Here is a 17393-nt window from a genome sequence, read left to right as displayed (position 1 = left end):
CGTGGGGGATTCCCGATGCGGCGGGCCCGCCCACCCTTGCGCGCTTGCCGTTCCCGCCTGGCATCGGCCGCGGCCGGCCGGCGCCGCCGCGGCGAGGATGTGGTGTCCAATACATGAAATTATTCATTCACGATCTTGAACTCTGTTCATCTTCATGCCAGATTCGGTGGGACGGGACAGAGTTCGGCGTGATCGCCGCTACGCCTTGGGAGTCACGCACATGCCGATCGAGCAAGTATCCGATGGGGGCATGGCGATGGAACGCCGCACCGTCGAGGTGATCCCCGACGCCGAGCGGCACGGTTCACCGCGCAGCCAGTTCACCCTGTGGTTCGGCGCCAACATGCAGGTCACCGCGATAGTCGACGGTGCCTTGGCGGTGGTCTTCGGCGCCGACGCGCTGTGGGCGATATTCGCGCTGCTCATCGGCAACGTGCTGGGCGGCGCCGTCATGGCGTTGCACTCGGCGCAGGGGCCGCGCCTGGGGGTCCCGCAGATGATCTCCAGCCGGGCGCAGTTCGGCGTCTACGGTGCGGTCCTGCCGCTGCTGCTGGTGATCCTGATGTACCTCGGCTTCGCCGCGACCGGCACCGTCCTGGCCGGTCAGGCAGTCTGCGAGATGCTGCACATCGACAACGCCAAGGTCGGGATCCTGATCTTCGGCGCGCTGACCGCGGTGGTGGCCGTCACCGGCTACCGCCTGATCCACCTCGCGGGCCGAATCGCGACCGTCGTGGGCGGGCTCGGCCTCGGCTACTTGGTGATCCGCCTCTTCACGCAGTACGACGTCGGCGCGCATGTGGGTCTCAAGGGCTTCGACGACGCGACGTTCCTGCTCGCCATCGGCCTCGGCGCCGGGTGGCAACTCACCTTCGGCCCGTACGTCGCCGACTACTCGCGCTATCTGCCGCGCGACACCAGCCGCCGCGCGACCTTCTGGTCGACATTCGCGGGCTCGGTGGTCGGATCGCAGCTCGCGATGACACTGGGCGCGCTCACCGCGGCCGTCGCGGGCGACGCGTTCCTGCCGGATCAGGTCGGCTTCCTCGGCGATCTGGCGGGCCCCGCGGTTCTGGCCTTCCTCATCTACCTGGTGATCGTGATCGGCAAACTGACCGTCAACTGCCTGAACGCGTACGGCGGTTTCATGTCGATCCTGACGATCGTGACGGCGTTCGACGGACGTTCGCGAATCTCGCAGGCCGCCCGCGCGGCATACATCATCGCCTTCACCGCGGTCTCGGTGGTCATCGCGATGGCGGCCAGCGCGGACTTCCTGAACAACTTCAAGAACTTCGTCCTGCTGCTCCTGACGGTCTTCACGCCGTGGAGCGCGATCAACCTCGTCGACTACTACCTCATTTCGCGCGAGCGCGTCGACATCCCCGCGCTGTACGACCCCAACGGCCGCTACGGCCGGTGGAACGTCACCGCCCTGACCTGCTACGTCGTCGGCGTGGTCGTGCAGATCCCGTTCCTGGCCACCACGCTGTACACCGGCGCGCTCACCAAGCGACTGGACGGCGCGGACATCTCCTGGATCGTCGGCCTCGTGGTCACGTCGGTGCTCTACTACCTGTGGGCGCGCCGTCACGCGAACCCGCCCGCCCAGACCATCCGCCCGGCCGAGCCGCAGGTCGGCGACACCCGCACCGAGGCGCCGGTCGGCTGACGGCCGGGTCCCCTTCGCGGCCGGACGGATCCGGACCGGTGGCAGGCGTGATCCGCGTCGTCCCGGCGGCGCACGGCCTTCCCTCGCCGTGGCGAAGTCCGAGAGCCGCCGCGGAGAGCCGGTGTGAGCCGGGTCACGGATCGAACGCGGAACTTGTCCCGACGGCGATCCGACGTCTGTCGCGGATCGCGGCGCCTGCGGGGTGTGGCGGCCGGAGGCAAGGGGCGTCCGTGGTGGCGGAGTCGGGTGCGGGTCCCGCGGGGGCGGACGCGGGCGGGCAGCGGTCGATCGGTGTGACGACGGCGCTGTTGACGTGTGCCATGGCGTTCTCGATGTTGCAGTTGTTCCTCATCGGGGCGCTCGGTCCGCGCATCGTGCGCGAGTTGGGGGTGTCACCGGCGACATTGGGTCTGACCACGACGGTGGGATTCGGTGCGGCGGCGGTGTTGTCGCCGGTGGGCGGGCGCGTGGTGGACCGGATCGGGCCGCGTCGCTGTCTGGTCGCTCTGCTGGTGGTATCGGCGTTGTCGTTGGCGTTGATCGGGTCGGCACCGGGCCTCGGCCTGCTGATGGGGGCCGTTGCGCTCGGTGGGTTGCCACAGGCGCTGGCCAATCCGGCCACGAACAAGGCGATCATGGCCGGCGTGCCGGCGGCGCGGCGCGGAGCGGTGACCGGGACGAAGCAGTCCGGGGTGCAACTGGGGGCGTTCGCGGCCGGCTTGCCGCTGGCGGCGCTGGCCCAGGTCGCGGGTTGGCGGGGGGCGGTGTGGACGGCCGCGGGTGCCGCCCTGGTGGCGGCCTGGTGGGCGGTCCGAGTGTTGCCGGTCGATCCGCCGACGAATCCGGTGCCCGCGGTGTGGGTGCCGCGCGGGACGGTCGCGTGGTTGGCGTCGTTCTCCGTGCTGTTGGGCAGCGGCATCGCTTCGGTGAACACCTACCTGGCGCTGTACGGCGCCGAGCGGTTGGGGCTGGGCCTGACCGCCGCCGGGGCGCTGGTGGCGGTGCTCGGAACGGCCGGGATCGTCGGGCGGGTGGGGTGGTCACGAGTAGCCGCCCGCCCGGGCGGCTCCCGGTGGTTGCCAGGCGGGTTGGCCGCCGGCGCGGTGGGAGCGGCGGTCCTGTTGGCGGTGTCGGCATCCGCAGGCCCCCTGGTGTGGGTCGCGGCCTGCGGCGTGGGGGTGTTCGCGGTGTCGGCCAACGCGGTGTCGATGGTGTCGGTGATGCAGCGCGCGGCGCCCGGCCGGGCAGGGCAGGACTCGGCGTTGGTCTCCGCGGGGTTCTTCACCGGGTTCGCGGTCGGGCCGCCACTGTTCGGGGTGTTGGCCGACGCCGGCCACTACGGCCCCGGATGGCTGCTGGTGGCCGGTGAGTTCGCCGCGGCCGGCGTCGTGGCCGGGCTGTGGGCGGCACGCGAGTCGCGTTCGCCGGGGCGCGGATGACGCCCCGCCCGCCGGCGTGGGCCGGCCCCGCCCTCGCGTCGATCCTCGACCGAGTGGCGGCCACGCACGCCGTGGTCGGCGAACGTTTCCCGTTGTTCGCGGCCCCGGACAGCGGCACGTGGACGACCACCGGGCGAGGTTCGTGGACCGGCGGATTCTGGGCGGGGCTGCTGTGGCTGCGCGCCGACTGCTCGGGCGAGGCGGCGGATCGGGAGGCGGCGCGCGCCTGTGTGGATCGGTTGGCGGGTTGGGTCGAAGCCGACACCGCGACCCGGGGGTTGATCTTCTGGTACGGCACGGCGTCGGCCACCGGTGGGCCCGGTGTGGCGGCGCTGCGCGAGCGAGCGGCGTTTGCGTGTCGGGATGCCTTCGACGACGAACCGGGCCTGGTGCCGTGGGGTTCGGCGTTCGGCGGACCTCGTCTGCGCGCCCGCGCGGACGGGGTTCCGGGCCTGGTTCCGCTGTTGGCGACGGTCGACCCGACGGCGGCGCGGTCGCACCTGCGGCGACACCTCGATCTGTGCCTGCGCCGTCGGCCCTCCCACTGGTCGTGGTACTACGACCGATCGACCGGCTGGACCGCGGCCGAGGACCTCGCGCCCGGGTGGAGCCGGGGCCGGGCCTGGCTGCTGCTCGCGGTAGCCGAAGGCGCCCACCTCCTGGACTCCGCCGAACTGGCCGAGGTGACAAGCGCGTTGCTTCCTTCGGACCTGGTGCCCCCGGCGGACGAGGCGGACCCGCCCCGAGACCTCGGCGGCGGCCATCGCGGCGACCGCGCTGTTGCGGCTGGGCCGTCGAGAGCACGCCGTCGCCGTCCTCGACGCCTTGGTCCGGTGCCACCTCACCGACGACGGCCGCCTCCTGGACGGCTGTTACGACCTCGCCGCCGGCACGGCGGTCCGGCACGAACTGATCTGGGGGAACTTCTTCCTCGCCTACGCGCTCGCCCGGCTCACCGGCGACCGGGACGCCGACGCGTCCGACGGTTGAGCGTGCGCGGCGGGGCGCAGCACTCGCCGGGCGACCGAGACGATGTGCAACTCGTCGGGTCCGTCGAGGATTCGCGCGGCGCGCCCGGCGCGAAAGAGCGCGGGCAGCGCGGTGTCGGGCCCCAGACCCTCCGCCCCGTACACCTGGATCGCCGCGTCGGACACCTGTTCAAGGGTGCGGGCCGCGGCGACCTTGGCCAGGCCCACGTCCAAGTGGGCGTCGAGACCGGCGTCGAGCCGGGCGGCGGCCTCGTACACCAGCGGTCCGGTGGTACGCAGGGCGAGCAGCGCCTCGAAGACATGGCGCTGGACGAGTTGGAGGTCGCCGAGCCGCGCCGAGGAGTGGGCGCGGCTCGCGGCGCGGTCGCGCAGCAACGCGAAGGCCCGCCAAGCCTGGCCGAGCCAGCGCAAAGACCTTAGGACGCGGCCGAGTTGCAGTCGTTCGCGGGCAACGGTCAAGGCTTGGCCGCGGGCGCCGATCAGGTGATCGAGCGGCACACGCACGTCGGTGAGTTCGATCTCCGCCTGGCCGCTCGCACCGAGCACCGGCAGGTCCCGCACGACGCGGAACCCGGGCGCGGCGGTGGGAACCAGCAGCAGGGACAGGCCCCGACGGGCCGGGTGTTCGCCGTCGGTGCGGGCGAGCACCGTGACGAAGTCCGCGTCGGCGGCGCCGCTGGTGAACCACTTACGGCCGCTGATGCGCCAGGTTCCGCCCGGTTCGAGCACCGCCCGGGTGGTCGCGGCGGTGGGTTCGGTACCGGGCGTCCCGGGCTCAGTCATCGCGAAGGCCGCGCGCACCTCGCCCGCGACCAGCCGCTCGGCGCAACTCTCCCGGACGCTCGGCATGCCGTGGCGCCACATCATGACCGCGTCCAACAACGATGCCGAGCCGAGGGCGGCGGGCCCGTGGTCGCTGGCGCCCTCGACCTCCGCGATCGGAGCGTACAGCCGCAGGGGCAGCCCTTGGCCGCCGATCTCGACGGGTAGCGGCAGCGCCCACAGTCCTTCGTCCTTCGCCTGTTGTCGGAGCCGGCGCAGGGCGGCGGCGGCCGGCGGCCCGCCCCGGTCGAGGACGGGCTCGCTCGGGACGACCCGGTCGTGGACGAAGTCCGCGACGCGCTGTCTGAGCTCGCGGATCTCCGCCGGGCATTCGGGGCCGCCACGCAGGTCCTGCATCGCGGGTTCACCGCCTTTCACACGGGTGGGTGGGAACTACCGGAAACGGTTGTGCGACTGCTTGTTCTGTGGAGCTGGTCGGTGGCGATGGTCCCCGGGTTCCCGCTGTCACGACATCGGAAGGAAGAACACGGCATGGCACATCCGGCCGATACCCGAACGACCGCGCCTTTGGCGGGCTTTCACGTGCGCACGTCCGGCCCACCGGGGCCGGCGCAGGATCTCGTCACGCGACATCTACGGCTGCTGGGCGCCGAGGGCGGGGCCGCCGGGCCGGGTGGCCGGGTCACCCTCACCGGAGCCCGGACGGGCGATGTCAGCGCCGCGACGTCCTGGGGGGAGGCGGCCGGCGTCGCCGACGAGGCCACTGTGCAGGCCGCCACCGGCATCATGGCGGTGCACGGTCGACGCGACGGCGCCCCGCGCGGCCTCGCCCTCGACTACGTCGCCACCGCCACCGGGATCCTCGCCGTGCAGGGTTTGTTGGCCGGGCAGCTCGCGCTCGCCCGGGGCGGACACGTCACGCGGGTCGAGGTCAGCGCCCAGCGGGCCGCATTGCTCGCCGTCTCGCAGTACCTCGCCGCGGCCGGAGCCGAGGACGGCGAAGCGGTGGAACTCGGCCCCGGCGGACCGCCGTTCAGGTCGGCCGAGGGCACGGACTTCGAACTGGAGACGCTCGATCCGAGTTCCTGGGCGGCGTTCTGGCGCGCACTCGGCGCTCCCGAGGAGGCGATACGTCGCGGCTGGCGCCCGTTCCAGTTCCGCTACGCCACGGCCTGCGCGCCGTTCCCACCGGTGTTGCACGACGTGACCCGTGCGAGCGCTTGGGCACGAGTACGCGAGGCCGCGCACGCGTCCGGCGCCCAGGTGTGCCCGCTGCGATCCCAGGCCGAGTGGACGAGGGAACGCCGCGAGACGGCGCCCTGGGACCTGACCGGATACGACACGGACGCGACGTACCGCAGGCCGGTGGGCGCGCCCCTCGCGCTGCCGTTGTCGGGCCTGACGGTGCTGGAGGCCGGCCGCCGCATCCAAGCGCCGCTGACCGCGCACCTCCTCGGGCTCCTGGGCGCCGACATCGTGCGCGTCGAACCGCCGGGCGGCGACCCGCTGCGGGGCATGCCGCCGTGCTGCTCGGGCATCTCGGCCCGCTGGCTGGCGCTCAACCGCGGCAAGAAGGCCGTCGAGGTGGACATCAAGTCGGCCGCGGACCGCAAGCGGCTGCGAGCGATGTCCGCCGAGGCGGACGTGTTCGTACACAACTGGGCGCCGGGCAAGGCCGCCGAACTCGGCCTGGATCACGAACACTTGGCGGCCGTCAACCCCGCGCTCGTCTACGCCTACACCAGTGGCTTCGCCGACCGTGTGCCCGACGCCCCGATGGGCACCGACTTCATGGTCCAGGCCCGTACCGGGGTCGGCGAGGCGGTGCGGTCCGCCGACGAAGCACCCGCGCCGTCCCTGATGACCGTGCTCGACGTGCTCGGCGGACTCCTGGGCGCCGAGGCGATTTTGGCCGGCCTGCTGCTGCGTGAACGCACCGGACGCGGCGTACGCGTCGACTCGTCCCTGCTCGGCGCCGCCGACGTACTCACCGCCCCGGCCCGCACTCGGACCGCGCGCGGACTCCCCACCCGCCGCCCCGCCGGCTTCCGCCGCCCACTGCCCACCGCCGACGGATGGATCGCCCCCACCGACACGTGCGCCGCGGCAGCCGCGCGCCACGACCTGCGGACCCTGCCCACCGGACCGGCCCTCGAACTGCTGCGTGCCCACGGCCTGACGGCCACCGCCGTCACCACCGACCTCGCCGGGCTGCCGCACGACGCCCGCTTCGCCGCCTCGATCACCCGCGACGCCCACGGCGCCCCGGCCGTCCCCGCCCCTTGGAGCTTCACGTGAGTGTCGAACTGCGCGACCTGCTGCCCACCGCACTGCGCCGGGCCTGGGCGGTCGAGGGCACCTGTCCGGATCTGGACCTCTACAGCCTTTACCGCGCCCGCCGGATCACCGACCCACACCACACGGCGGTCGTGGACGCCAAGGGAAAGCTCTGCTACACGGCCCTGGATCGCCAGGTGCGATGCCTGGCCGCCGGACTGGCCGCGCGAGGCATCGGCACCGGAGACGTGGTGGGCATACAACTGCCCAACAACCGAAACGCCGTCGTCGCCGACCTCGCCACGGCCGCGCTGGGGGCGATCGCGTTGCCGTTCCCGATCGGCCGCGGCGGTAGTGAGGCGGCCTCGCTGCTGCGTCGATCGCAGGCGGTCGCGGTCATCGCCGCCGTCGAGTATCGCGGCAGTCGACCCGCCGCCGACCTGCTCGCCCTCAGGCACGAACTACCGGCGCTGCGCGCGGTGATCGCCGCCGGGCCCGGCGACGTCCCCGAGGGCGCGCTCGCACTGGCCGAACTGCTGCGCACCGATGCCGAGACCTTCGTCCCGGCCCGCCCGGACCCGGATACCGCCGCCCGCATTCTCGTTTCCTCCGGTTCGGAGGCCGAACCCAAGATGGTTGCCTACTCCCACAACGCCCTGGCCGGCGGACGTGGCAACTTCCTGGCCTCCCTCATCCCGGACAAGCAGCCACCCCGCTGTCTGTTCCTGGTGCCGCTGGCCTCCGCGTTCGGCAGCAACGGCACCCCGGTCACCCTTGCCCGCCACGGTGGAACCCTCGTACTGCTCGACCACTTCACCCCCCAAGCCGCACTGGAAGCCCTTGCCGCCCACCGACCGACCCATGTGCTGGGAGTGCCGACGATGATCCGGATGATGCTCGACCGGATCGCCACCGGCGCGCACCCGGCCTTCACCCCGCCCACCGCCGTGATCGTCGGAGGCTCGCCCCTGGACGAGGGCACCGCCGAGGAGGCACGCCTCGCGTTCGGCTGCCCGATCGTCAACCTCTACGGATCGGCCGACGGCGTCAATTGCCACACCGGTCTCACCGGCGAGAGGGCGCACGACGACGGACCGGGCACCCGCGCCGGCCTCCCCGATCCGCGCGTCGCCGACATCCGCATCGCGGTGACCGACACCGCGCACATGGAGGAAGTCCCCACCGGGACGGTCGGGGAGATCGTCGCCCGCGGCCCGATGACTCCGCTGTGCTACGTCGCGGCTCCCGACCTCGACGCCCGCTACCGCACGGCCGACGGTTGGGTACGCACCGGTGACCTGGGGCTGGTCGACCAAAGCGGCGCCTTGCGGATCGTCGGGCGCCTGAAGGACGTGGTGATCCGCGGCGGCGCCAACATCAGTCCCGCCGAGGTCGAACTCCACCTCGCCACCCACCCGCTCGTGCGCGACGTGGTGTGCGTGGGAATCCCCGACCCCCTCATGGGGGAACGACTCGCCGCCTGCGTAGTGCCCCGCGACGCGCGGACCCCCACACTCGAAGACCTGGGCGCACACCTGGACGCCCGCGGCCTCGAACGCCGCAAACACCCCGAACACCTGCTGACGGTCGACGAACTGCCCCTGACGCCGGCGGGCAAGCCGGACCGGGCACGGCTACGCGAACGCCTCACCGGCCGGGCCACCCGCGAGCAGTCCCCGGCCGCGAACTGACGCGAACCCGTTGCCCGGGGTCGGTTGCCGTTCGGGTGCGGCCGGGGATGTCCGGCCGGGTATGTCGGTTACGGGCAGTCGGCGAGTGCATGGGTGAAGGCGCGTGGGAAGTCGTGACGCCCGAGGCGCAGCCGGACCAGGAGCGGCCCCGCGTTGATCGGGTCGGTGGGATCGGCGAGTCGGTCGAAGAGCGCGTCGAGTTCGGATCCGTCGGAGATCGTGACGCCGGTGACGGGTGTCTTGTCGGTGTGGAACACCTCCGCCAAGCGGTCGTAGTTCCACGGGTGCAGGACGTTGTACCCGTCGGCATGGCCGGGCGGGCGGGACTTCTTGTAGTAGCAGGGGTTGATCAGCATCTGTTCGATGCCGTAGAAGTTCTCGTTGTCGAGAACGAAGACCACCGACCGCAGCCCCAGGCGGGTGTGCGTGGAGATCTCCTGGCAGGTCTCCTGGAAGGCTCCGTCTCCGGCGAACACCATGGGGCGGGTGGGCTGCTCCTCGCCGCGGGCCAGGACGGCGCCGACGGCCGCGCCGACCGTCCAGCCGATCGAGGACCAACTGTTCTGGGACAGGTAGCAGCCCGCGGGCAGACGCAGGTTGATCGAGGCGGTCTGCGCGAAGCCCGTGTCCACCAGGACCGTCCAGGACTGGTCCGGCCGGGTCGCCAGAAAGCCGTTGACCCGGGCGAAGAGGCCGTCGTACGTCAGGTCGCCGGGGGGCGAGTCCGCCCTGGTCACCATCGCGCGGAAGGCGGTGGTGTTCGCCGGCACGTCGAGCCCTGCTGCCCGGGCGTCGGCGTAGTAGTCCGCCTCGAGGCCGCCGCGCCCGTACGTGGCCACCAGCGCATCGCGCAGGGCCGGAACGAGAGCGGCCAATTGGACGTCGGGGAAGTATGTGGTGCCGACGCTGACCCCGCCGTGTGCCGCCACCGACCAGTCGGTGCCGACGGTGTGCTCCCCCGAGAGGTTGTTCGACGTGGTCCAACTGCCCAGGCCGATGCGGCAGTCGGCCCATTCCTTGAAGATCCGACGGACGGCGGGATCGGTCGCGTCGCCGTTGTACACGCCGACGCACTGGCGAAGGCTCTCCGCGACCACGGCCTTGGCCCCGATGGTGGTGCAATACGGGATTCCGGTCTGCTCAAGCAGCGAGATCAGCGAATCGCCCAGTCGGAAGCGGTCGATCTCCTCCCCGGCCCACAGGATCGGGCGCGGCCGACTGCCGACTCGGTTGGTCTCGATGAAGGCGAGGATCGCGTCCACGGCGTCCCTGAGCATCGTTTCACCGGTCGGCGTCAGGGGGCGTTCGCGGCGTTCGATCGTGCCGAGGGGTTCCGCGCAGGGGGCGTCCCAGAGGTCTTCCAGGATCTCCAGGTAGACGGGGCGGCGCTCGGACAGGCACGCGGTCAACGCGCTGTCGATCTGGATGGGCGCCAGACCCGGGTTGGAGATCACCTGCGCGTCGCAGGTGACCTGCCGGAAGACGTCCACGTTGCTCTCGGGGCGGCGTCCCATGTGCGTGGCGAGCAGGCCGACGGCGCGATGGTTCTGCCACTGCTCGTAGGTGGGAGAGGCGTTGATCGCGATGAGCGGCACGTACTCGACGTCGCAGCCGCCGACGGCATTCAGCAGCCCGAACGCGCCGACGCTGTAGGTGACCGCCGCCGCCCCGATCCCGTGGACGCGGGCGTAGGCATCGGCCGCTTGGCCGGCGCCGCCCTCGGTGGGGGTGCCGACCCACTCCACGTCAGCCTCGTCCTCCAGCACGTCCAGGAACGGGCCCAAGTGGTCGCCCGGGACCCCGAACAGGTGGGTGATCCCCAGTTGGCGCAGCCGATGGAGCAGGTAGCGGGCCACCGTCCACGACTGCGGGGCTTGGGGGTAGTCGTTGCTCATCACTGGTTCTCCTGGTTCGTTGTGGTGCGGCGTGCGGCGTGCGGCGTGCGGCGTGCGGCGTGCGGTCGTCGGGCTCGAAGTGGGGGGCAACACGGTTGCGACGGCATCGCGTTCCGGGGGTGTCTCCTTCCGGGGCGTCTCCTTCCGAAGGACCGGGTGCCGCCTCGCGGTGTCGGTCTCAGCGCCGTCCCTGCGTCAGCGCGACGGAGTCGGGGACGATGACCTGCTCCGAAACCCTGAGGGGCATCACCCTGAGGATCTGTTGGACGACGTAGTGGGCCGACATCATCGCGCCTTCCTGCCAACCGGGCAGCGGCGAGATCTGGTCGCCGGTGACGTAGAAGACGTCGCCGCCCTCGGGCTGGAGCAGTTGCTTGTACGCCTGCCGGTGGTCTTCCCGATCCGGCTGCCAATCCGCCCAACCGCCCAACTGGTAGGGCACTTTGTGCCAGGCGATGGAGATGCCTTTGTCCTGGGGCACGAGGGTGGTGTCGGCGAATTCGGGGTGTAGGCGAGTGGCGCCGTCGCGCGCGACGTCGAGACGTTTTTGCGGATCCAGATTTCCGAGTTCCTCGGCGTCCTCCCCGTAGTTGTAGGCACCGGTGAGAGTTCCCTTGTCGGTGAAGTAGTCGTTGGACGGGTACCACACCTGGGTGATGTTGTGGCCGATCCAACTGATGCCGCCGTAGATTCCCTCGCCGGCGTCTTTTCCGTCTTCGAGGTCCCCTTCCCAAAAGCGCCGGTTCGCCTGCCAGCCGACCTTGCAGGTCTTCGCGAACTCCACGGTGTCGACGGCACGTTCGAATCCGTCCGAGAAACCGTGCCGGGAGACGTGCTTGAGCACCGGGGCGGGGATGCTGCTCACACAGTGCCGAGCATCGACCTCGAACGATGCGCCGTCCTTGACGTAGGTGACGAGGACCCGGGAGCGGCCGGAGTCGATCCCGATGTCGGTGACCTCGGCACCCGGCACGATCGTCACGCCCACCTTCTCGGCCTCGCGAGCCAACGCCTTGACGATGTGGTCCATGCCGCCGACCGGCTGGAACATCGTCGCCTGCCACTCGTAGTCGACCGGCTGGTAGAAGCGGTATCTCCAGAACCCGGAATTCACCAGGTCCTCGAAGGCCAGCGCCGGTGCGGGAAGCGGGAAGTCCTCGACCACGGGGTCGCGGAGGTAGCCGGAACGGGTGGAGCCGACGTATGCCCCGTCGTCGTCCAGTGCCCCGAACACTCGCAGCAGGTCCCGCAGTTCATCGGTGAACGCGTCCCGCTCGACCAGGGTTTCGGCGACTTTCGCCGCGATGTATCCGCGCGTGTCGTTGGCTACGCGCCGGTTGCTCCAGGCGGCGTCCGCATTCGGCGGGCGAACCAGATTGGCCGTGCTCTCCATGACGTACGGCTCCAGCGCGACGCCGAAGTCTCGGCAATAGCGGAGCACGCGGCGGTGATGGTAGGGGATGCGCCCGGGGCCGAGGTTGAGGTACATGCCGTCCTCGAAGCCACACGTGTAGGTGAGCACGGGCCGCCCGGTGACCGGGTCGAGCTCGTGGAGTCGGTCGCCCTTGCGGACGGTACGACTACGTCCCCCGACTCGGTTCTGCGCCTCCAGGACGGTGACCTCGTGGCCGAGGGAGCCCAGTTCGTAGGCAGCGGTCAACCCGGCCACGCCGGCGCCGAGGATCAGCACCTTCAGGGGCTCGGTCGGCGCCCCCCACCGCTTCGCCCGTTGTCGGGGACCGACCCAACCGGTGGCCGCCGGCCCGGACCGGCCGATCATGGCTTGGCGCAGCGCGTGTACGGCCTCGCCGAGAGCGGTGGCGTCGGTCGCCGACTCGGGAGGTGGCTCGTTCGGCGTGGTCATCTGCATTCCTCTTCTCGTTCGCTCGTCTCGCGACACGGGGTGCTCGGGCACCCGTCGCCCGGCGTCATGGAAGGGAGCGCGCAGTCCCCTTCCGGCAACGAACCGGGACGGCTTCGGGTCACGGGCCCGAAGGACCCCGCGAGAAGCCGTGCCGTGCGAGCCCGTCGGTGCTCTGCAGAGCCATCCGGAGCCCGCGAGGGTTCCGGAGCCTGTCGGAGCCCGCGAGGGTTCCGGTTCCCGTGAGCGGTCCGCCGGCATTGCCATCCGGGGAAACGTTTCCGTGTTCCCCGCTCGCTCGCTTCCCCGCCATGCTGGGCCGCCCGCTGTCCCAGGCGCCCGGGGCCACGGTCCCGGGCATGTCCCGTCACGCCGCCGGGCGCGCGAGACACGGGGGTCGCCGGGAACTCACCGCCTTCGTGTTCCGACTCTTCTTCTGAAGCGAGGTGGGGATGGACGACGGGTTGGACATACGAATGCGCGGAGTGTGCTGCCGTCACGGCCGCGTGGAGGCCGTGACGGAGGTGGACCTCGATGTGGCGGTCGGCGAGCGAGTGGCGTTGACCGGCACGAACGGTTCCGGCAAGACCACGCTGTTGCGAGCGGTACTCGGTTTGCACGGCCTCTCGAACGGCCGAATCCGGGTGGGCGGACGGGACGCGCGAACGGCGGCCGAGTGGGCGTGGCGCCGGCGGGCGTGCGCGTGGGTCCCGCAGAAACCCGCGCCCGGCCGGTTTCCCCTGTTGGCCCGCGAGTTGCTGGCGAGCGGTGGCGCGGCGGCCGAGGCCGATCGGGCCGCCGAGCGTTTGGGTGTCGGCGCGCTCGCGGGCCGGCCCGTGGATTCGTTGTCCGGTGGTCAGTTGCAGCGGGTGTATCTGGCTCGGGCCGTCGGCTGTGTCGCCGCGGGAGCGGGGGTGTTGTTGGCGGACGAACCGACGGCGGCGCTCGATTTCGCGGGGCAGGAGGAGGCTGCCGATCTGCTGCTCTCGCTGCCGGTCACGGTCGTGGTGGTCACGCATGATCGGGTCCTGGCGGAGCGCTGTGACCGAGTGTTGGAAATGGCCGCGGGTCGGCTGCGGGAGGTGCGGTGACCGGCCTGGCCACGGCCGACGTCGGGGAGCTTCTTCGACTCGTGCCGGTGCAACGGGCGGGCCTGGCGCTGTTGTTGGCGGCGGTGGGCCTGCCGATCGTGGGCGTGGTCATCGTCGGGCTGGACATCATGCCGGTGCGGTTCGCGATGATGCACGTGGCGTTGCTCGGCATCGCGGTGGGCCTGTGGACCGGTCTGGACCCGATGCTGTGCGCGCTGGGGGCGTGTGCCCTGGCCGGCACGGGAGTTGCTCCGCTCGCGCGAAGTCCCGACGGTCTGTCGGCAGCGATGAGTCTGCTGATGAGTCTGGCGATCGCGGCGGCGCTTCTCGTGCTTTCGCTGTCCGGCGTCAACGCGGCGGGCGCCTTCGCCCTCCTGTGGGGGTCGATCCTGTCGGTGGGCGAGGCCGACCTGTGGGTGCTGGGCATCCTGGCGGCGGTCGTACCGCTCTTGTTTCGGTGGCGCCGCCGCGACGTCGCCCTGTTGTTGTACGACCGTGAACTCGCGGTGGCCGCCGGGGTACGCGTGAACGTGCTCACCCCGCTTTTGCTCGTCCTGGTGTCCGTCGCCGTCGCGGGGGCGATCAAGTTGACCGGTGCGCTGCTCGTCGACGCACTGACCCTGTTGCCCGCGCTCGCCGCCCGACGCCTGGGCACCTCGCTGGGGTCCATCACCGCGTGGGCGGTCGGCATCGGGGTCGTGGTGAACCTGTCGGGGTTTCTGCTCGCGCTTTGGCTGGACCTGCCGCCCGGTCCGGTGCTCGTCCTGACGGCCGGGGCAGTGGTCCTGGTCGTTCGTCTCATACCCGATCGGAGAATCGGCTCATGGCGCACATCCGCGTCCGTTTCACTTCCCTCGTCGCACTGAGCGTGGGCCTGGCGTTGACCGCCGTCGGGTGCGGTAACGATTCCTCCGACGACGACACGGGCGGCCGACCCAAGGGCGGCCCGACCGTCGTGGTCACCACCACGTGGGAGGGCGCCTTCGCCAAGGCGGCCGGAGCCGAGAACATCACGGTGATCGTGCCTTCGTCGGTGCAGCACGCCCCCGACTACGACCCCAAACCGTCCGACCTGGCCGCAGTGGCCGGCGCCGACTTCGTGCTCTACGCGCCGTTCGAGCCGTACGCGAAGAAGATCAAGGACGCGGCCGGATCGAAGGCCGAGCTCGTCGAGGTCGGCCTGGACAACGACGCCGACAAGGTGACGGCCGAAGTGACGCGACTGGCCGCCGTGTTCGGGACGCAGCCCGCCGGCGCCGCGTGGAACACGGCCTTTCGGGCCGAGTACGACACGCTTCGGAAGGGCCTGGAGGGCACCTGGCCGAGCGGTAGGGCCCCCACGGTCGTCGCCCAGGTCTTCTCGGTGTGGGCGGCGAAGATGGCCGGGGCCGAAGTCCGGGGCACTTACGGGCCCGAGGCGGTGACCGCGTCGCAACTGTCGGACCTGGCGAAGAAGGAACCGGCTCTGGTCCTGGACAACGCCCACATGACCACGGGGAAGGTACTGCCCGAGTCGGGCGCTCGGCAGATCGAGATCGTCAACTACCCGGGCAAGGACTTGGACTTGTTGCCGGTGTACCGCGATGCGGCATCGGCCCTGCGCAAGGCGATGACCGGAGCCTGATTCCTCGGTGATTCTCCCCGGCCGTGGGCGATTTCCGGGGTGTGGGCCCGGGCGCTCGGCGGCCGGGCCCACACCGTTGCGCCGGGTCTGGGCGGTACCGGCGCGCCATCGCTTCCGGCGCCGGGCGCGTCCGCGGGGGAGTGCGATGTGCCCGACCCGCACCCCCCGGAGCAGGCCGCCCCCCCCGGATCCGCGCCGAGTAACCGGCGCGAGTTCGCCGGACGTCGACCGCCAGGGGACTGCCGAGTGGCCGCAGTAACCGAGACGGTACGGGAACGGTGCTCAGCCTCCTTCGAGTTCCCGGCGTACGGTGGCGGCGATGCGGGTGAGTGCGGTCTGGAGGTGGCGGCGTTGTGCGGCGCTGAGGGGATCGAAGACGAGCCGCTTCACCTGCGCTACGTGGTCCGGTGCGCTTTCGACGAGCTTGTGTCGGCCGGTGTCGGTCAGGGTGGCGAGGGTGTATCGACCGTCGCCGGGGTCGGGTCGGCGGGTGACCCAGTCGCGGGTTTCGAAGCGGTCCATCACTTTTGACAGGCGGGGCTGGGTGCTGTCGCAGACCCGGGCGAGGTCGCTGAGTCGCATCGTGGCCTCGTCGGTCATGGACAGTTGGGCCAAAACCCCGTACTCGAAGTTGGAGATGCCCGCTTCTCGCTGCAGTTGACGGTCGAGGGCTGCCGGGAGGGCGATCACGACCGTGAGCAGCGCCTGCCACAGGTCCTGCTGGTCGTCGTCGAGCCACGGTGACTGGGTGTTCATGCGCCCCATCCTACTTGCCCGGGAAACTTGTTTCACTTGCCTGGGCAACCTTCGGCAGGCTATGTTTCAACTTGCCCAGGCAAGTGAAAACACTTGCTTAGGCAAGTGAAGGAGTTGATCTCGATGACCCCTACGAGCAGTCCGGCCACCCTGAACGGACCGGCTTCCCCGAACGGACTGACTTCCCCCTTCCCGTCGCGTACCCCGGCGGCGGCGTACGACGACCTCCTCGCCCGGGTCCTGCCCCAGGCGCGCGAGCAGCGGGTGTGGAGCCCCTCCGACGGTCCCCTGCCCAGCCTGTTCGTCAGCCACGGGGCCCCGTTCACCCTCGACGATCCGCAGTGGCTCGGCGACCTCTTCGAGTGGTCCCGGTCGATGCCCAAACCCCGGGCCGTCGTCGTCGTCTCGGCCCACTGGGAACGGGCGCCGGTCGCGATATCCGGAGCCGCGGCCGGTACCCCGCTCTTCTACGACTTCAGCGGCTTCCACCCCCGCTACAAGACTCTTCCGTACGCGACCCCCGACGCCGGCGACCTGGCTCGGCGACTGGCGGGCCTGCTGGGCCGGACGCCGGTACACGAGTTCACCGACCGCGGCCTCGACCACGGCGCCTTCATCCCGCTCATGGCCATGTACCCCGCGGCCGACGTCCCGGTCGTGCAGCTGTCGATGCCCAACCTCGACCCGGGCGCTCTGTTCGAGCTCGGAGTACGCCTGCGGCCCCTGCGCGAAGAAGGCATCCTCGTTCTCGGCTCGGGCTTCATGACGCACAGCTTCAGCGTCTTCCGCCGCCCGGAACTCGTCGCCGAAACCACGGCCTTCGACGCATGGGCCGTCGACGCCCTCGCCCGGGGCGACGTCGACTCCCTCACCGACTACCGCAACAAGGCACCCGCCGCCGCGGTCGCCCACCCCACGGCCGACCATTTCGTCCCGCTGCTGCTCACCGTCGGCGCCGCCGACGACCCCGGCAGCGCCGTGAGTGCCATCGACCGCATGGTGATGGGCAACTCCACCCGGTCCGTCCAGCTGACCTGAGCGTCTCGACGTTCACCTTCCCGCCGATCGCCTCGTTCCTTGGCGACGACATCGATACACCCAGGAGGAAAGTGCCATGAAGGCAATACGTTTCCACGAGTTCGGCAACAGCGAGGTCCTGAGCTACGAGGACGTCGACCGTCCGGTCCCCGGCACCGGGCAGGTGCTGGTGCGGGTCGCGGCCACGTCGTTCAACCCGGTCGACGACCACATCCGCGCCGGTGCCCTGGCCGAGATGATCCCGATCGCCCTTCCGTACGTGCCGGGCATCGACCTG

The 17393-nt window shown here is 71.0% G+C and carries 13 protein-coding genes and 1 pseudogene; 10 read left to right on the top strand and 4 right to left on the bottom strand.

Annotated elements, in window-relative coordinates:
• Positions 1–250: 250 nt before the first annotated feature.
• From GT354_RS34380 to GT354_RS54885, 3 genes are all read left to right on the top strand, one after another.
• Positions 251–1672, top strand: coding sequence for a cytosine permease (locus tag GT354_RS34380; protein ID WP_237535763.1), 1422 nt, complete (start codon positions 251–253; stop codon positions 1670–1672).
• Between the two features lie 320 nt (positions 1673–1992).
• Positions 1993–3111, top strand: a complete 1119-nt coding sequence (locus tag GT354_RS34375) for an MFS transporter (RefSeq protein WP_161360286.1) — start codon at positions 1993–1995, stop codon at positions 3109–3111.
• Between the two features lie 780 nt (positions 3112–3891).
• Positions 3892–4101, top strand: coding sequence for a hypothetical protein (locus GT354_RS54885; protein WP_237535762.1), 210 nt, complete (start codon positions 3892–3894; stop codon positions 4099–4101).
• On the opposite strand, the gene GT354_RS34365 is transcribed toward GT354_RS54885, so the two are convergent.
• Positions 4047–5279, bottom strand: a complete 1233-nt coding sequence (locus GT354_RS34365) for an acyl-CoA dehydrogenase family protein (RefSeq protein ID WP_161360284.1) — start codon at positions 5277–5279, stop codon at positions 4047–4049. The two genes, GT354_RS54885 and GT354_RS34365, sit on opposite strands and share 55 nt — an antisense overlap.
• 135 nt (positions 5280–5414) lie before the next feature.
• Between GT354_RS34365 and GT354_RS34360 the strand changes: the two genes are divergently transcribed.
• Positions 5415–7181 (top strand): CoA transferase, encoded by a 1767-nt coding sequence (locus GT354_RS34360; RefSeq protein ID WP_161360283.1) that lies wholly within the window; start codon positions 5415–5417, stop codon positions 7179–7181.
• The gene (locus GT354_RS34355; protein WP_161360282.1) at positions 7178–8851 is read left to right on the top strand and encodes a class I adenylate-forming enzyme family protein; all 1674 of its coding nucleotides are present in this window, start codon (positions 7178–7180) and stop codon (positions 8849–8851) included. The genes GT354_RS34360 and GT354_RS34355 overlap by 4 nt, the downstream gene beginning before the upstream one ends.
• A gap of 68 nt (positions 8852–8919) precedes the next feature.
• Here GT354_RS34355 and GT354_RS34350 read toward each other — a convergent pair whose 3' ends face one another.
• Entirely contained in the window at positions 8920–10746 is a 1827-nt protein-coding gene (locus GT354_RS34350; protein WP_161360281.1) for a thiamine pyrophosphate-binding protein, read from the bottom strand.
• Between the two features lie 178 nt (positions 10747–10924).
• Positions 10925–12610, bottom strand: coding sequence for an FAD-dependent oxidoreductase (locus GT354_RS34345; RefSeq protein ID WP_161360280.1), 1686 nt, complete (start codon positions 12608–12610; stop codon positions 10925–10927).
• 449 nt (positions 12611–13059) lie between these two features.
• Between GT354_RS34345 and GT354_RS34340 the strand changes: the two genes are divergently transcribed.
• From GT354_RS34340 to GT354_RS34330, 3 genes are read left to right on the top strand one after another with little or no spacing between them, the layout of a single operon-like run.
• Complete coding sequence (locus GT354_RS34340; protein WP_161360279.1) at positions 13060–13698, top strand: ATP-binding cassette domain-containing protein; 639 nt, start codon at positions 13060–13062, stop codon at positions 13696–13698.
• The gene (locus tag GT354_RS34335) at positions 13695–14564 is read left to right on the top strand and encodes a metal ABC transporter permease (RefSeq protein ID WP_161360278.1); all 870 of its coding nucleotides are present in this window, start codon (positions 13695–13697) and stop codon (positions 14562–14564) included. The genes GT354_RS34340 and GT354_RS34335 overlap by 4 nt, the downstream gene beginning before the upstream one ends.
• A complete protein-coding gene (locus GT354_RS34330) occupies positions 14522–15322 on the top strand; it encodes a zinc ABC transporter substrate-binding protein (protein WP_161360277.1) in 801 nt (266 codons plus the stop codon). Before GT354_RS34335 ends, GT354_RS34330 begins: the two co-directional genes overlap by 43 nt.
• 282 nt (positions 15323–15604) lie before the next feature.
• On the opposite strand, the gene GT354_RS34325 is transcribed toward GT354_RS34330, so the two are convergent.
• Positions 15605–16078 (bottom strand): MarR family transcriptional regulator, encoded by a 474-nt coding sequence (locus tag GT354_RS34325; RefSeq protein ID WP_161360276.1) that lies wholly within the window; start codon positions 16076–16078, stop codon positions 15605–15607.
• Between the two features lie 123 nt (positions 16079–16201).
• On the opposite strand from GT354_RS34325, the gene GT354_RS34320 reads away from it, so the two are divergent.
• Both GT354_RS34320 and GT354_RS34315 read left to right on the top strand, forming a co-directional pair.
• Entirely contained in the window at positions 16202–17116 is a 915-nt protein-coding gene (locus GT354_RS34320; protein WP_161360275.1) for a class III extradiol ring-cleavage dioxygenase, read from the top strand.
• A gap of 76 nt (positions 17117–17192) precedes the next feature.
• Positions 17193–17393 (top strand): annotated as a pseudogene (locus tag GT354_RS34315) (NADP-dependent oxidoreductase); the annotation flags it as partial.

Source organism: Streptomyces sp. SID3343 (genome assembly GCF_009865215.1).
GTDB lineage: Bacteria > Actinomycetota > Actinomycetes > Streptomycetales > Streptomycetaceae > Embleya.
Note: the sequence above shows the minus strand (reverse complement) of the source record. Positions and strands in the feature narration are given on the sequence as shown.

Excerpts from the sequence above, each read along its gene's own strand:
- GT354_RS34380 (WP_237535763.1), top strand. The coding sequence starts at position 251 with ATGGCGATGGAACGCCGCACCGTCGAGGTGATCCCCGACGCCGAGCGG.
- GT354_RS34375 (WP_161360286.1), top strand. The coding sequence starts at position 1,993 with ATGGCGTTCTCGATGTTGCAGTTGTTCCTCATCGGGGCGCTCGGTCCG.
- GT354_RS34365 (WP_161360284.1), bottom strand. The coding sequence starts at position 5,279 with ATGCAGGACCTGCGTGGCGGCCCCGAATGCCCGGCGGAGATCCGCGAG.
- GT354_RS34360 (WP_161360283.1), top strand. The coding sequence starts at position 5,415 with ATGGCACATCCGGCCGATACCCGAACGACCGCGCCTTTGGCGGGCTTT.
- GT354_RS34350 (WP_161360281.1), bottom strand. The coding sequence starts at position 10,746 with ATGAGCAACGACTACCCCCAAGCCCCGCAGTCGTGGACGGTGGCCCGC.
- GT354_RS34345 (WP_161360280.1), bottom strand. The coding sequence starts at position 12,610 with ATGACCACGCCGAACGAGCCACCTCCCGAGTCGGCGACCGACGCCACC.
- GT354_RS34340 (WP_161360279.1), top strand. The coding sequence starts at position 13,060 with ATGGACGACGGGTTGGACATACGAATGCGCGGAGTGTGCTGCCGTCAC.
- GT354_RS34330 (WP_161360277.1), top strand. The coding sequence starts at position 14,522 with ATGGCGCACATCCGCGTCCGTTTCACTTCCCTCGTCGCACTGAGCGTG.
- GT354_RS34325 (WP_161360276.1), bottom strand. The coding sequence starts at position 16,078 with ATGAACACCCAGTCACCGTGGCTCGACGACGACCAGCAGGACCTGTGG.
- GT354_RS34320 (WP_161360275.1), top strand. The coding sequence starts at position 16,202 with ATGACCCCTACGAGCAGTCCGGCCACCCTGAACGGACCGGCTTCCCCG.